Below are 13,336 nucleotides of genomic sequence, written 5' to 3' on the forward strand. Positions count from 1 at the left end.
CGCCACGTTTGCCTTAGCCTCAATAAAACCCTCTTTACCACTCACGACCCCTTTCGCGGTCTTTGTCTTGTCCCTCAAGGGGATTGGACGATCTGGACCACTGTGATCGCTCGAAGCTACCTTTCAAGGGACACGGGGGTGACGTAGCGACGACGGTCGGTACCCGCGTCGAAAGCCCGAGTACCGCGAAACGGTCATGGCGAGGAGCCCTGTGATGCTGTCTTGGCTGGAGCCTCCCGGCACGGTGCGTCCCCGCGACGATCGCGACCACGAGGAGCGCATCGCCTTGTCGGCCGCGAACACCGCCGGTGTGCAGATGCGGACCGAGGACGTCCGCGCCTGGATCGCGGAACGCCGTGAGGCCAACGTCTTCCACGTCCAGCACATCCCGTTCGCGGAGCTGGACCAGTGGCGTTTCGAAGGCGGGACAGGCAATCTCGTGCACGCCAGCGGACGGTTCTTCACCATCGAGGGCCTGCACGTCGTCGAACACGACGGCCCGCACGGTGACGGCCCTTACCGCGAATGGCGGCAGCCGGTCATCAAACAGCCCGAGGTGGGGATCCTCGGCATCCTCGCCAAGGAGTTCGACGGTGTCCTGCATTTCCTGATGCAGGCCAAGATGGAGCCGGGAAACCCCAATCTGGTACAGCTTTCGCCGACCGTGCAGGCCACCCGCAGCAACTACACCAAGGCGCACGGCGGCTCGAACGTCAAGCTGATCGAGTACTTCGCCCCGCCCGACCCCGACCGGATCATCGTCGACGTCCTCCAGGCGGAGCAGGGCTCGTGGTTCTACCGCAAGTCCAATCGCAACATGATCGTCGAGACCGTCGACGACGTGCCGCTGTGGGACGACTTCTGCTGGCTCACCCTCGGCCAGATCGCGGAACTGATGCACGAGGACGAGACGATCAACATGAACGCGCGGAGCGTGTTGTCGTGTCTTCCCTACCGTGACACGGCTCCCGGCGCGGTGCTCTCCGACATCCAGCTGCTGTCGTGGTTCACCAACGAGCGTTCGCGGCACGACGTGCGCGTCAGCCGCATTCCGCTCAAGGACGTCCACGGCTGGAAGCAGGGCGCCGAAGCTATCGAGCACGAGGACGGCCGCTACTTCAAGGTCCTCGCGGTGGCCGTGAAAGGCAGTAACCGCGAGAAGGTCAGCTGGACCCAGCCGCTGCTCGAATCGGTCGGGCTGGGTGTCGCCGCTTTCCTCGTACGCGACTTCGGCGGCGTACCGCACGTTCTCGTGCACGCCCGGGTCGACGGCGGTTTCGTGGACACGGTCGAGCTGGCGCCGACAGTCCAGTGCACGCCCGAAAATTACGCGCACCTGCCACCGGAAAGCCAACCGCCCTTCCTCGACACCGTCCTCGACGCTCCGCCGTCGCGGATCCTTTACGAGGCCATACATTCCGAAGAGGGCGGCCGCTTCCTCAACGTCAGGGCCCGCTATCTCGCGGTCGAGGCGGACGACACGGTCGAAGCACCGCCCGGCTACGCCTGGGTCACCCCGGCCCAGCTCACCGCGCTCACCCGGCACGGGCATTACGTCAACGTCGAGGCGCGCACGCTGCTCGCCTGCCTCCACGCCGCGGCGGCACAGCCCCGGATCGGCGCGTGAGATGAAGACGATCACCGTCCTCGGCGCGTCGGGCTTCGTCGGCTCGGCCGTCACGCGCGCGCTCGTGCGGCAGCCGATCCGGCTGCGCGCGGTGGCGCGCAGGTACTTCACGCCGCCGGCGGGCCGGGCCGAGACCACCGTCGTCGCCGCCGATCTCACCGACCGCGCGGCGCTCGCCGAAGCGGTCGCGGGATCGGACGCGGTCGTGTACCTGCTCCTCGCCGACGGCGGCTGGCGGGCGGCCGAAACCACGGATGCCGCCCGCGTGAACGTCGGCGTGATGCGGGATCTCGTCGAGGTCATCGGAAGCGGCGGCGGAACGCCCCCGCTGGTGGTGTACAGCGGCACCAGCATGCAGGTCGGCGTGCCCCCTCGGGAGCCGCTCGACGGCAGCGAGCCCGACCTCCCGGTGACTCCCTACGCCATGCAGAAGCTGGCGGCGGAAGAGATCCTCAAGAAGGCCACGGCGAACGGCCGGGTGCGCGGTATCAGCCTGCGGCTGCCGACCGTTTTCGGGGAGAACACGGTGGAAGGCGGGAAGCACGACAGCGGTGTCGTGTCCGCCATGGCGCGCCGCGCGCTCGAAGGCCAGGCGCTCCCCATCTGGGGCGACGGGACGGTGCGGCGCGACCTGGTCCACGTCGACGACGTCGCGGCCGCGTTCACGGCCGCGCTGGCCGCACCGGATTCGCTGGTGGGCGCCCACTGGCTGCTCGGCGCCGGACGGGGCGATCGGCTGGGGGAGGTCTTCCGGCTGGTGGCGAGGGAAATGGCCGAGCACACCGGACGGCATCCGGTCGAGGTGATCCGCGCGGAACCACCGGCACACGCGCCCGTGACGGATTCCCTGAACCTCGTCGTCGATTCCACGCCGTTCCGGAAGATCACCGGCTGGCGCCCGGAGATCTCGCTGTCCGACGGAGTACGCCGCACCGTCGCCGCTTTGACGTCATCAGTTGAGGGAAAGGTTCGCACATGACCACGCGTGTATGGGACTACCTGGCCGAATACGAGGCCGAGCGGCTCGACCTGCTCGACGCGGTCGAGACGGTCTTCAACTCGGGCCAGCTCGTTCTCGGCGCGAGCCTGCGCGGCTTCGAAGCGGAGTTCGCCGCCTATCACGGGGTCGGTCACTGTGTCGGCCTCGACAACGGCACGAACGCGATCAAGCTCGGCCTGCAGGCCCTCGGGGTCGGACCGGGCGACGAGGTGATCACGGTGTCGAACACCGCCGCCCCGACCGTGGTCGCCATCGACGGCACCGGCGCCACCCCGGTCTTCGTCGACGTCCGCGAGGACGACTTCCTGATGGACACCACACAGGTCGAGGCCGCGATCACCGAGCGGACCAAATGCCTGCTGCCCGTGCACCTGTACGGCCAGTGCGTGGACCTGGCCCCGCTGAAGGAACTCGCCGCGAAGCACGGACTGTCCCTTTTGGAGGATTGCGCCCAGGCACACGGGGCCCGGCAGAACGGGACGGTCGCCGGTTCGACCGGTGACGCGGCCGCGTTCTCCTTCTATCCCACCAAGGTGCTCGGCGCCTACGGCGACGGCGGCGCGACCATCACGTCCGACGAAGCCGTGGAGCGCAAGCTGCGGAGGCTGCGGTACTACGGCATGGAAGAGCGTTACTACACGGTGGAAACGCCCGCCCACAACAGCCGTCTCGACGAGGTCCAGGCCGAGATCCTGCGGCGCAAGCTCAAGCGGCTCGACGCCTACGTCGACGGACGCCGTGCCGTCGCCCGGCGCTACGAAGAAGGCCTCGGCGACACCGAGCTGAAACTGCCGAAGACCACCCCCGGCAACGAGCACGTGTACTACGTGTACGTGGTACGCCACCCGCGGCGCGACGAGATCCTCGAACGCCTCAAGGCGTACGACATCCACCTGAACATCAGCTATCCGTGGCCGGTGCACACCATGACCGGGTTCGCCCACCTCGGCTACGGCACGGGTTCGCTGCCGGTCACCGAGAAGCTGGCGGGCGAGATCTTCTCGCTCCCGATGTATCCCGCGCTTTCCACCGATCTGCAGGACAAGGTCGTCCACGCGGTCCGCGAAGTGCTGTCCGCCCTCTGACCGCTCCACCATCAGGAGTAGCTGTGCAAGCACGCAAACTGGCCGTCGAGGGCGCGATCGAGTTCACTCCCCGGGTCTTCCCCGACGACCGCGGCCTGTTCGTCTCGCCGTTCCAGGAAGAGGCCTTCGCCGAGGCCCGCGGCGGTCCGCTCTTCCGGGTGGCGCAGACGAACCACAGCATGTCCAAACGCGGCGTGGTGCGGGGAGTCCACTACACCATGACGCCGCCCGGGATCGCGAAGTACGTCTACTGCGCCCGCGGCAGTGTCCTGGACATCGTGGTCGACATCCGGGTCGGTTCGCCGACGTTCGGCCGGTGGGACGCGGTCCTGCTCGACCAGCGGGACCACCGGGCGATGTACTTCCCGGTCGGCGTCGGCCACGCGTTCGTGGCGCTCGAAGACGACAGCGTCATGTGGTACATGCTCTCCGCGAGCTACGTACCGCGGAACGAACTCGCCCTCTCGGCGCTGGATCCCGCGCTGGACCTGCCCATCGACGCGAGTGTCGAGCCGATCCTGTCCGATCGGGACAAGGTGGCCATCACCCTCGCCGAGGCCGAGCGGCAGGGGCTGCTGCCGGATTACGCCACCAGCCTGGAACTCGAGCGACGGCTTTCCGAAGTCCCGCTCACCGCCTGACTTTCCCGCCAAATGCCCATTTCGATCCGAAAGGTGAGATCAATGCCCGCTGCGCAGGTCAAGCAGCTGCTCCGAAGCAAGCTCAGAACTTGGGGATGGATGTATCGATGACTACCGGAATCGAACTCACCGAAGAGCTGTCCGTCCTCAATGGACTGACCGAGATCACCAGATTCGCCGGCGTCGGGACCGCGGTCTCCGAGACGTCCTATTCGCAGACCGAGCTGTTGGACATCCTCGACGTCGAGGATCCCAAGATCCGATCGGTCTTCCTGAACAGCGCGATCGACCGGCGTTTCCTCACCCTGCCACCGGAGAACCCCGGCGGGGGACGTCTGGCGGAACCGCAGGGCGACCTCCTCGACAAGCACAAGAAGATCGCCGTCGACATGGGCTGCCGCGCGCTCGAAGCGTGCCTGAAGTCGGCGGGGGCGACGCTTTCGGACCTGCGTCACCTGTGCTGCGTCACCTCGACCGGGTTCCTGACCCCCGGCCTGAGCGCGCTGATCATCCGCGAGATGGGCATCGACCCGCACTGCAGCCGCTCGGACATCGTGGGCATGGGCTGCAACGCCGGACTGAACGCGCTGAACGTGGTCTCCGGCTGGTCCGCGGCCCATCCGGGCGAACTCGGCGTCGTCCTGTGCAGCGAGGCGTGTTCCGCCGCCTACGCCCTGGACGGCACCATGCGGACCGCGGTGGTCAACAGCCTCTTCGGCGACGGCTCCGCGGCCCTCGCCGTCATCTCGGGCGACGGCCGGGTGGCCGGCCCGCGTGTCCTCAAGTTCGCGAGTTACATCATCACCGACGCGGTCGACGCGATGCGGTACGACTGGGACCGCGACCAGGACCGCTTCAGCTTCTTCCTCGACCCGCAGATCCCCTACGTGGTCGGTGCGCACGCCGAGATCGTCGTCGACCGGCTCCTGTCCGGGACGGGACTGCGCCGCAGCGACATCGGCCACTGGCTGGTGCATTCCGGCGGCAAGAAGGTGGTCGACGCCGTCGTCGTCAATCTGGGCCTGAGCAGGCACGACGTCCGGCACACCACCGGGGTGCTCCGTGACTACGGGAACCTGTCCAGCGGCTCCTTCCTCTTCTCCTACGAGCGACTGTCCGAAGAGGACGTCACCCGCCCCGGAGACTACGGCGTGCTCATGACCATGGGGCCCGGGTCCACGATCGAAATGGCGCTGATCCAATGGTGAGGCATGGCGAAATGAACGGCGAACTTGTGCTGCGTCTCGACGGCGCCCGTCCGCTTTCCCCCGCGTCGGTCGAGGAGCTGAGCGCGCTCTGCGACCGCGCCGAGGACGACCGGGAAGCGGGTCCGGTCACCGTCCACGTCACGGGCGTCCCGTCGGCGGGATGGACCGCCGGGCTGACGGTCGGGCTGGTCTCCAAATGGGAACGGGTGGTGCGCCGGTTCGAGCGGCTCGGCAGGCTCACGATCGCCGTCGCGTCGGGCGAATGCGCCGGAACGGCCTTGGACCTCCTCCTCGCCGCCGACCTCCGGATCGTCACCCCGGGGACCCGGTTGCGGCTCGCCCCCGTCGGCGGTTCGACCTGGCCTGGGATGTCCGTGTACCGGCTCACCCAGCAAGCCGGTGCGGCGGGGATCCGGCGGGCCGTGCTGCTCGGAACCCCGATCGAGGTCGACCGCGCGCTCGCCCTCAACCTGGTCGACGAGGTGTCCGACGATCCGGCGAAGACGCTGGCCGGACTGGCCGAGGCGGCCGCCGCCCTCGACGGCGCGGAGACCGCGATCCGCCGTCAGCTGATCTTCGAAGACGGCTCGACCACCTTCGAGGACGCGCTCGGCGCGCATCTGGCCGCCGCGGACCGGGCTTTGCGACGGGAAGCCACGTCGTGACCACGGATTCCCCGACGCTGTCGCTTTCGCCGGGGCTCGACCATCGAGCCCTGGCGAAGGCGGCACAGCGTGTCGACGAGCTGCTCGACGGGTTGCCGTCGCCCTCGGCCAGGACGCCCGCGCAGCGTGAGGCCGCGTCCTCGGCGCTGGACGAGATCAGGGCGGCGCGGACGGAGTACGTGGAAGCGCACGCCGAGGAGATCTACGACCGGCTCACCGACGGCCGCACCCGCTATCTACGCCTCGACGAACTCGTCCGGGCCGCCGCGTCGGCCTATCCCGGCCTGGTGCCCACGGAGGCGCAGATGGCGGCCGAGCGGTCCCGACGGCAGGCGGAGAAGGAAGGCCGTGAGATCGATCAGGGCATTTTCCTGCGCGGGATCCTGAGCGCGCCGAAAGCCGGGCCGCATCTGCTCGACGCCATGCTCAGGCCCACCGCCAGGGCGCTGGAGCTGCTGCCGGAGTTCGTCGAGACCGGTGTGGTGCGGATGGAGGCCGCCTCCCTGGAGCGCCGTGACGGCGTCGCGTACCTGACCCTGTGCCGGGACGACTGCCTGAACGCCGAGGACGCCCAGCAGGTCGACGACATGGAGACCGCGGTCGATCTGGCGCTGCTCGACCCGGCCGTCCGGGTGGGGATGCTGCGGGGCGGCGTGATGAGCCATCCCCGGTACGCGGGGCGCCGGGTGTTCTGCGCGGGGATCAACCTCAAGAAGCTGAGTTCGGGCGACATCCCGCTCGTCGATTTCCTCCTGCGGCGGGAATTGGGCTATATCCACAAGATCGTGCGCGGGGTGGCCACGGACGGTTCGTGGCGAGCACGGGTGATCGACAAGCCCTGGCTGGCGGCCGTCGATTCCTTCGCCATCGGGGGCGGGGCCCAGCTCCTGCTGGTCTTCGACCACGTGGTGGCGGCGTCCGACGCCTATTTCTCCCTGCCCGCGGCGACCGAGGGGATCATTCCCGGCGCCGCGAACTACCGGCTTTCGCGGTTCACCGGGCCGCGGCTCGCCCGGCAGGTGATCCTCGGCGGCCGCCGGATCACGGCGGACGAGCCGGACGCCCGGCTGCTCGTCGACCAGGTCGTCCCGCCGGAGGAGATGGACGCGGCGATCGAGAGCGCGCTCGCCGCCCTCGACGGCGACGCGGTGCGCGCCAACCGGCGCATGGTGAATCTCGCCGAGGAACCGCCGGACGGATTCCGCCGGTACATGGCCGAGTTCGCCCTGCAACAGGCTTTGCGCATCTACGGCGCCGACGTGATCGGCAAGGTCGGCGGCTTCGCGGCGGGGTCGCGATGAGCGAAACCCGGGTGCGGTACGAGAAGAAGGACCACGTCGCCTACGTGACGATGGACCGGCCCGCCGTGCTGAACGCGATGGACCGGCGGATGCACGAGGAACTCGCCGGGATCTGGGACGACGTCGAGGCCGACGACGACGTCAGGGCGGTGGTGCTGACCGGCGCCGGGGACCGCGCGTTCTCCGTCGGGCAGGACCTCAAGGAACGCGCCCGGCTGAACGAATCGGGCGTCGCGCCCACGACGTTCGGCAGCGGGGGACAGGCGGGACATCCCCGGCTGACGGACCGGTTCACGCTGTCCAAACCGGTGGTCGCCCGGGTGCGCGGGTACGCGCTGGGCGGCGGTTTCGAGCTGGTGCTCGCCTGCGACATCGTCATCGCCGCCGAGGACGCGGTCTTCGCGCTGCCGGAGGTCCGGCTCGGCCTGATCGCCGGGGCGGGAGGCGTGTTCCGGCTGCCCCGGCAGCTGCCGCAGAAGGTGGCGATGGGCTATCTGCTGACGGGGCGCCGGATGGACGCGGCCACGGCGCTGCGCCACGGGCTGGTCAACGAGGTCGTCCCGGCGGCCGAGCTGGACCAGTGCGTCGCGGACTGGACCGACAGCCTGGTGCGGGCCGCCCCGCTTTCGGTCCGCGCGATCAAGGAGGCCGCGTTGCGGTCGGTGGACCTTCCGCTCGAAGAAGCGTTCACGACGTCCTATCACTGGGAAGAGCGCCGACGCCGGAGCGCGGACGCGATCGAGGGTGTCCGTGCCTTCGCCGAAAAACGCGATCCGATATGGACGGGGCAGTGAACCTTTCGTGAGGCCCAGGCTCGGGGGCTGAAGGGGCCTTTCCTCTCATCTCACGCGGCGAAGGGCGCTTTCCCCGCATCGGATGCGGGGAAAGCGCCCTTCAGCGCGAACCAGGATGAAAAGGCTCATGGGTGACTGCCCGAAGTAGGGCGACACTGGACACGGCCTTTTCCGATATTTTGAGTGCTGGATGACCCGGTAATCCCGGAATCGAAAGTCCGTTGTGGCTTTCCACGCTCCTTCTTCGTCGTTCACCCGAGACCGCCGGCCGGGCCGGCAGAAACCTTGGATATCTGTGATGACAACCATTGCCGCTGTCGATCTCGACAACCAGCGCATCGACCGGATGGTCCCCTTGGTCACTCCCGCCCTCCTGCACCACGAACTCCCGCTCAGCGCCACCGCGGCCGACACGGTGCGGGAAGGCCGCGAAACCGTCGTCCGCGTCCTCAACGGTGAGGACGACCGGCTGATCGTGATCGCCGGGCCCTGTTCCATCCACGACCCCGCCGCGGCACTCGAGTACGCCGACCGACTCGCCGCCATCGGCGCCCGGTTCGTCGACGACCTCGTGATCGTCATGCGCGTGTACTTCGAAAAGCCGCGGACGGTCGGCGGCTGGAAGGGGCTCATCAACGATCCCCATCTCGACGGCAGCGGCGACGTCAACCACGGGTTGCGCATCGCCAGGGATCTCCTTCTCGAACTCGCGGAAGGCGGCCTGCCCACGGCGAGCGAATGGCTCGACACCACCATTCCGGCCTACCTCGCCGACACCGTCTCCTGGGGCGCGATCGGCGCCCGCACCGTCGAAAGCCAGAACCACCGCATGCTCGCCAGCGGACTGTCGATGCCCGTCGGCTTCAAGAACCGCCGTGACGGCGATGTCACCGTCGCGGTCGACGCGATCCGTGCCGCCGAGGCACGTCATGTGGTGCCCGGCGTCGACCCCAGCGGCCTGCCCGCGATCCTGCACACCGTCGGCAACCCCGACTGTCATCTCGTGCTGCGCGGCGGGAACAGCGCGCCCAACCACTACCCCGCCTCGGTCCGCGCGGCGCTCGCCACGCTCCAGAACGCCGGGCTGACCCGCCGGGTCGTGATCGACGCCAGCCACGACAACAGCCGGAAGGACCACCTCCAGCAGCCCGTCGTCGCCGAGCAGATCGCCCAGCAGATCAGGACCGGCCAGCGCGGGATCGCCGGTGTCATGCTGGAGTCCAACCTCAAGGCGGGCCGCCAGGACCTGCACCCCGACCAGCCGCTCACCTACGGCCAGTCGATCACCGACGCCTGTATCGACATCGCCGCCACCCAGAACGTGCTCCAGACCCTCGCCACGGCGACCGCCGCCCGCCGCCGCAGCGGCAAGCGGGCGGACGACCGGTAGCGGGCCTCAGGTCCCGACGGCGTCGAGCAGCGCCAGCTCGTCCTCGCCGAGCCGGAGCGCGCCCGCCGCGACGTTCTCCTCCAGGTGGGCGGGGTCTCCGGTGCCGGGGATGGCGAGGACGTGCTCGCCGCGGTGCAGCGTCCAGGCGAGCCGGATCTGGGCCGGGGTCGCGCCGTGCGCGGCGGCCACCCTGGCGACTTCGGCCTCGCCGGGAACGGTGTCGCCCGTTTGCGGGGTGGCACCGGGAACCTCGGTCGTGACGGCGAAGAAGGGCACGAACGCGATGCCGTGCTCGGCGCACAGGGCGAGCAGGGCGTCGTCCTGCCGGTCGGTCAGGCCGTACCGGTTCTGCACGCAGACCACTGGCGCGATCGCCATGGCCTCGGTCAGCTGGTCGGCCCCGACGTTGGAGACGCCGAGGTGCCGGATCAGCCCGGCCTCGCGCAGGTCCGCGAGCACGCCGAAGTGTTCGGCCAGCGAACCGGGTTCCTTGCCCATCGCGGCGCCCCAGCGCAGGTTGACGACGTCGAGGTGGTCGAGGCCGAGCTGGCGGATGTTCTCCTCGACCTGCCCGCGGAGCCGGTCGGGCCGCGCGAACGCGAACTCGCCGTCGCGGTCACGGCCGGGGCCGACCTTCGTGGTGATCACCAGGTTTTCGGGGTAGGGCTGGAGCGCGGTGCTGATCAGCTCGTTCGCCGAACGCGTGGCGGTGAAGTAGAACGACGCGGTGTCGATATGGTCGACGCCGAGTTCGATCGCGCGGCGCAGGACGGCGATCGCGCCGTCGCGGCTCTTGGGTTTCTCGTCCCAGGGCATCCCGGTCAACCGCATCGCGCCGAGCCCGAGGCGGTTGACGGTGAGGTCGCCGAGCCGCCAGGTGCCGGCGGCGTCGGCGGACGGTGCGGTGTCGTGAAGGTTCGTCATGCCGACCAGAGTCGTGACGGGGAAGCCGGAAGTCAGGAAATGGCAACAAGCTGCCACCTGGTCGCGGACGACGATGCTGGGGCAGTATCGGGGTATGCGGACGAATGACGGCCTCACTCGGGCGGGCGACGCGGTCACAGTCGTGCAAGGCGAGGAAGAGCTGTTCCGGCGGGTGGGGCATCTGTTCGCCACCGTGACCGACCTCGCATGCGCCGCCAACGACCTCGCGACCTGGGTGGCCGATCGCCGGTCGGACGAGGTCCCCGAGCCGGCGGAACGCCGTGCGGGTGACCTGCGGATCCGCAAGATCTACCGGTCCGGCGTGCTGCTCGATTCGGTGTCCGCGCAGGAACTCGCGCGGCGGCGTGACCGGTTCGGCGCGCAGATCCGCATCACCACCGAGGACCTCAACGAGACGATCATCATGGACGGCAGGGTGGTGATCCTGGCCGGTGACCTCATCGCGGGGCAACGCGGCTACAGCGTCATCACCCAGCCGGAAACCGTTCAGGGCGTGATTTCGCTGTACGAGACGGCCTGGCGATCGGCCACTGATCTCGCCGTCTTCGACGCGCGCGTCTCCGAAATCCGTCAGCTCGCGCCCGCGGTGCTGGACCTGCTCGGCAGCGGCGTCAAGGACGAAGCCGCCGCGCGGTCCCTCGGCCTCGGCGTGCGCACCTACCGGCGCCGGGTCGCCGAACTGATGGCCGCGCTGGGCGCCGAATCGCGGTTCCAGGCGGGCGTCCGGGCACGGGAACTGGGCCTGGTCTAGGCCGCAAGTCGGGTCGTGAGTGGTAATGACGGTTAGAACCGTCATTACCACTCACGAGTCCGTCAGCCGTTCGGAGCCGTGATGACCGCGAACTTCGAGCCCTGACTGGCGATCCGCTCGCTGAGATCGGTGGTGATCGTCTCGATCGGCGCGTAGTTGTTCAGTTCCCCGGCCTGGCACGGGCCCGACCGGGACTGCTGGTTGCCGATCAGGATGCCCAGCGCCGTGTGATCGGCCTGGCTGAACAGCGGTCCGCCGCTGTCGCCGGGACGGGCGCACAGATCGGTGTTGATGCCGACGTCCGTGGACAGGACACGGCCGCACCGGGTGCCGACGAGGTAGCCCGCGCCCGCGCCGCTGTCGACGGAATCGGGGTAGTTCACCGCGCTCGACGCCGTCCCGCTGGCGCAGACGACCCAGCCCGCCTTGATCTCGGCGAGCTTGTGGGTGCCGGTGATGTACTCGTCCACCGACGTGGCCTGCCGGCCGCACGGGGTGTCACTGTTGCTGTCCATGCCACCGTTGCGGCAGTACTTCAGCACCCGGTTGCGCCCCGTCTGGCCTTCGAGCCATTTCGTGGCGGCCGCGTCGTTCACGTACGGCAGCGCCGCGTAGTCGTACGGATAGGAACTCTTCTCGATACCGTGCTGCTGTACGACATCGTTGCCGTTGTGCTGGGTCGGCGTGTTGTTGGTCTTGGTCCGCATGCAGTGACCGGCGGTCAGGACCCAGCCCTTGCCGGGGAAACCGCCCCCGGTGGACCGCAGGTTGAAGGCACTCGTGCAGCCGCCCCAGGTGCCGTCGTCCCGCTTCATGTCCAGCCGGAGACCACCCCGCATGGGGCCGTAATTGCTGCAGTAGAGCGGATGACAGAAACCGAGGTCCACATTCGGCGTGGACAGCGCGTTCGGATTCGCCAGCACACGGGAGACGACCATGCCGGATTCCGCCGCCGTCGCCCGGCGCGCGGTGTCCGTTTCGGAGGCCGCGCGCGTGGACACTCGTTCCTGCGCCACCCAAGCACGTTCCCACAGCACGACGCGGTTCTCGGACTCACTCACCGCCGGCAGGTAGACCGCTTCCGGCCCCGCACCGACCTTCGCCGCGACGCGTTCCTTCGCCGCCGTCAGCTGCCGCAACGAATGCTGGACCCGCTGCGTACGGACGCCGGACCGGTCGGGCATCGCCTTCAGATACGGCTCGGCCGCCGCCGGTTCGGTCATGGCCACCACGAGCTGACCCTTGCCCTGGTCGAGCCACATACCCCCGTACTCCGCGCCGCGATCACGGCTCAGCAGCTCGTCCAGTTTGACGCCGTCCGTCTGCAATTCCAAGCGACGTAACGCTTCCTGCTCGTCCACCTGGTAGGTCCGGACGAGGTACTGCACCGATTCCCGCACCGCGGCGGGGTCGAGCGAGATATGGAACGACGGCACGGTTTCGGCCGACGCGGGGCCGCCCAGCGCGGTCGTCGCCGCCAGAACCGCAACGGCCAGTGCCCCCAGCCTTCTAGCTCTCCGCACGAGATCTCCTCACCTGTCGGGGACTTCGTGACCATTCAACCGGAGTACACCCGGCGAAGGGGCGGTTTTCCCGGGACATTTAAGCGGAAGGCAGACGTGGCGCGATCGGCTCACTGCCGTGAAGGTCCCCTTGCCTACCCTCAAGGTAGTGAAGGAGGCCTTCACCACTTGGCGACCTACGTGGGACTCCCTCACGAGACCGGGGCCTGTCCACAAAGGACAGTTTTCGGCGACTCGGCGTCCGGTTGATGCCTGAATGCACGTTCCCGAACGGGGTCGTGAGTGGTAAAGAGCGTTCTAACGCTCCTTGCCACTCACGACCACCCCGCGAAACCGCACAAACGACCCAAGCCGGACACTTGTCTTCAGGAGAGTGTCTCTCGGAGCCGCGGCCCGGCTTCTGCCA

Annotated in this window: 12 protein-coding genes; 10 read left to right on the top strand and 2 right to left on the bottom strand. The window is 68.7% G+C overall.

Features of this window, described 5'->3' with window-relative positions; all coding sequences use genetic code 11:
* Positions 1–214 precede the first annotated feature (214 nt).
* The 9 genes from L324_RS21005 (at position 215) to L324_RS21045 (ending at position 9,711) form a co-directional block, all read left to right on the top strand.
* Entirely contained in the window at positions 215–1,627 is a 1,413-nt protein-coding gene (locus L324_RS21005) for an NDP-hexose 2,3-dehydratase family protein (RefSeq protein ID WP_037311078.1), read from the top strand.
* A 1-nt stretch (position 1,628) separates the two neighbouring features.
* Positions 1,629–2,606, top strand: a complete 978-nt coding sequence (locus tag L324_RS21010) for an NAD-dependent epimerase/dehydratase family protein (protein WP_037311081.1) — start codon at positions 1,629–1,631, stop codon at positions 2,604–2,606.
* The gene (locus L324_RS21015) at positions 2,603–3,712 is read left to right on the top strand and encodes a DegT/DnrJ/EryC1/StrS family aminotransferase (protein ID WP_037311083.1); all 1,110 of its coding nucleotides are present in this window, start codon (positions 2,603–2,605) and stop codon (positions 3,710–3,712) included. The genes L324_RS21010 and L324_RS21015 overlap by 4 nt, the downstream gene beginning before the upstream one ends.
* A gap of 23 nt (positions 3,713–3,735) precedes the next feature.
* A complete protein-coding gene (locus L324_RS21020) occupies positions 3,736–4,353 on the top strand; it encodes a dTDP-4-dehydrorhamnose 3,5-epimerase family protein (protein ID WP_037311086.1) in 618 nt (205 codons plus the stop codon).
* Between the two features lie 107 nt (positions 4,354–4,460).
* Positions 4,461–5,561, top strand: a complete 1,101-nt coding sequence (gene dpgA / locus L324_RS21025) for a 3,5-dihydroxyphenylacetyl-CoA synthase DpgA (RefSeq protein WP_037311089.1) — start codon at positions 4,461–4,463, stop codon at positions 5,559–5,561.
* A gap of 11 nt (positions 5,562–5,572) precedes the next feature.
* Positions 5,573–6,226 carry an enoyl-CoA-hydratase DpgB gene (dpgB, locus tag L324_RS21030; RefSeq protein WP_235783600.1) on the top strand — a complete coding sequence of 218 codons (654 nt, stop codon included), beginning with the start codon at positions 5,573–5,575 and terminating at the stop codon, positions 6,224–6,226.
* Positions 6,223–7,527 (top strand): (3,5-dihydroxyphenyl)acetyl-CoA 1,2-dioxygenase DpgC, encoded by a 1,305-nt coding sequence (gene dpgC / locus L324_RS21035; RefSeq protein WP_037311095.1) that lies wholly within the window; start codon positions 6,223–6,225, stop codon positions 7,525–7,527. Before dpgB ends, dpgC begins: the two co-directional genes overlap by 4 nt.
* Complete coding sequence (dpgD, locus tag L324_RS21040) at positions 7,524–8,321, top strand: enoyl-CoA-hydratase DpgD (protein WP_037311097.1); 798 nt, start codon at positions 7,524–7,526, stop codon at positions 8,319–8,321. Before dpgC ends, dpgD begins: the two co-directional genes overlap by 4 nt.
* Positions 8,322–8,619: 298 nt before the next feature.
* Positions 8,620–9,711: a 3-deoxy-7-phosphoheptulonate synthase gene (locus L324_RS21045; protein ID WP_152546938.1), complete on the top strand. Its 1,092-nt coding sequence runs from the start codon at positions 8,620–8,622 to the stop codon at positions 9,709–9,711.
* Positions 9,712–9,717: 6 nt separating this feature from the next.
* Here L324_RS21045 and L324_RS21050 read toward each other — a convergent pair whose 3' ends face one another.
* The gene (locus tag L324_RS21050; RefSeq protein ID WP_037311102.1) at positions 9,718–10,635 is read right to left on the bottom strand and encodes an oxidoreductase; all 918 of its coding nucleotides are present in this window, start codon (positions 10,633–10,635) and stop codon (positions 9,718–9,720) included.
* Between the two features lie 94 nt (positions 10,636–10,729).
* Here L324_RS21050 and L324_RS21055 point away from each other — a divergent pair, with 94 nt between their 5' ends.
* A complete protein-coding gene (locus L324_RS21055) occupies positions 10,730–11,407 on the top strand; it encodes a response regulator transcription factor (RefSeq protein ID WP_051174007.1) in 678 nt (225 codons plus the stop codon).
* 62 nt (positions 11,408–11,469) lie between these two features.
* Here L324_RS21055 and L324_RS21060 read toward each other — a convergent pair whose 3' ends face one another.
* Positions 11,470–12,930: a trypsin-like serine protease gene (locus L324_RS21060; protein WP_173426385.1), complete on the bottom strand. Its 1,461-nt coding sequence runs from the start codon at positions 12,928–12,930 to the stop codon at positions 11,470–11,472.
* Positions 12,931–13,336: the final 406 nt, after the last annotated feature.

It is taken from the genome of Amycolatopsis orientalis DSM 40040 = KCTC 9412, from assembly GCF_000478275.1.
In the GTDB taxonomy this organism is placed as follows: Bacteria; Actinomycetota; Actinomycetes; order Mycobacteriales; family Pseudonocardiaceae; genus Amycolatopsis; species Amycolatopsis orientalis.

Coding starts and splice junctions, on each gene's coding strand:
- L324_RS21005 (WP_037311078.1), top strand. CDS start 215: ATGCTGTCTTGGCTGGAGCCTCCCGGCACGGTGCGTCCCCGCGACGAT.
- L324_RS21010 (WP_037311081.1), top strand. CDS start 1,629: ATGAAGACGATCACCGTCCTCGGCGCGTCGGGCTTCGTCGGCTCGGCC.
- L324_RS21015 (WP_037311083.1), top strand. CDS start 2,603: ATGACCACGCGTGTATGGGACTACCTGGCCGAATACGAGGCCGAGCGG.
- dpgA (WP_037311089.1), top strand. CDS start 4,461: ATGACTACCGGAATCGAACTCACCGAAGAGCTGTCCGTCCTCAATGGA.
- dpgB (WP_235783600.1), top strand. CDS start 5,573: ATGAACGGCGAACTTGTGCTGCGTCTCGACGGCGCCCGTCCGCTTTCC.
- dpgD (WP_037311097.1), top strand. CDS start 7,524: ATGAGCGAAACCCGGGTGCGGTACGAGAAGAAGGACCACGTCGCCTAC.
- L324_RS21045 (WP_152546938.1), top strand. CDS start 8,620: ATGACAACCATTGCCGCTGTCGATCTCGACAACCAGCGCATCGACCGG.
- L324_RS21050 (WP_037311102.1), bottom strand. CDS start 10,635: ATGACGAACCTTCACGACACCGCACCGTCCGCCGACGCCGCCGGCACC.
- L324_RS21055 (WP_051174007.1), top strand. CDS start 10,730: ATGCGGACGAATGACGGCCTCACTCGGGCGGGCGACGCGGTCACAGTC.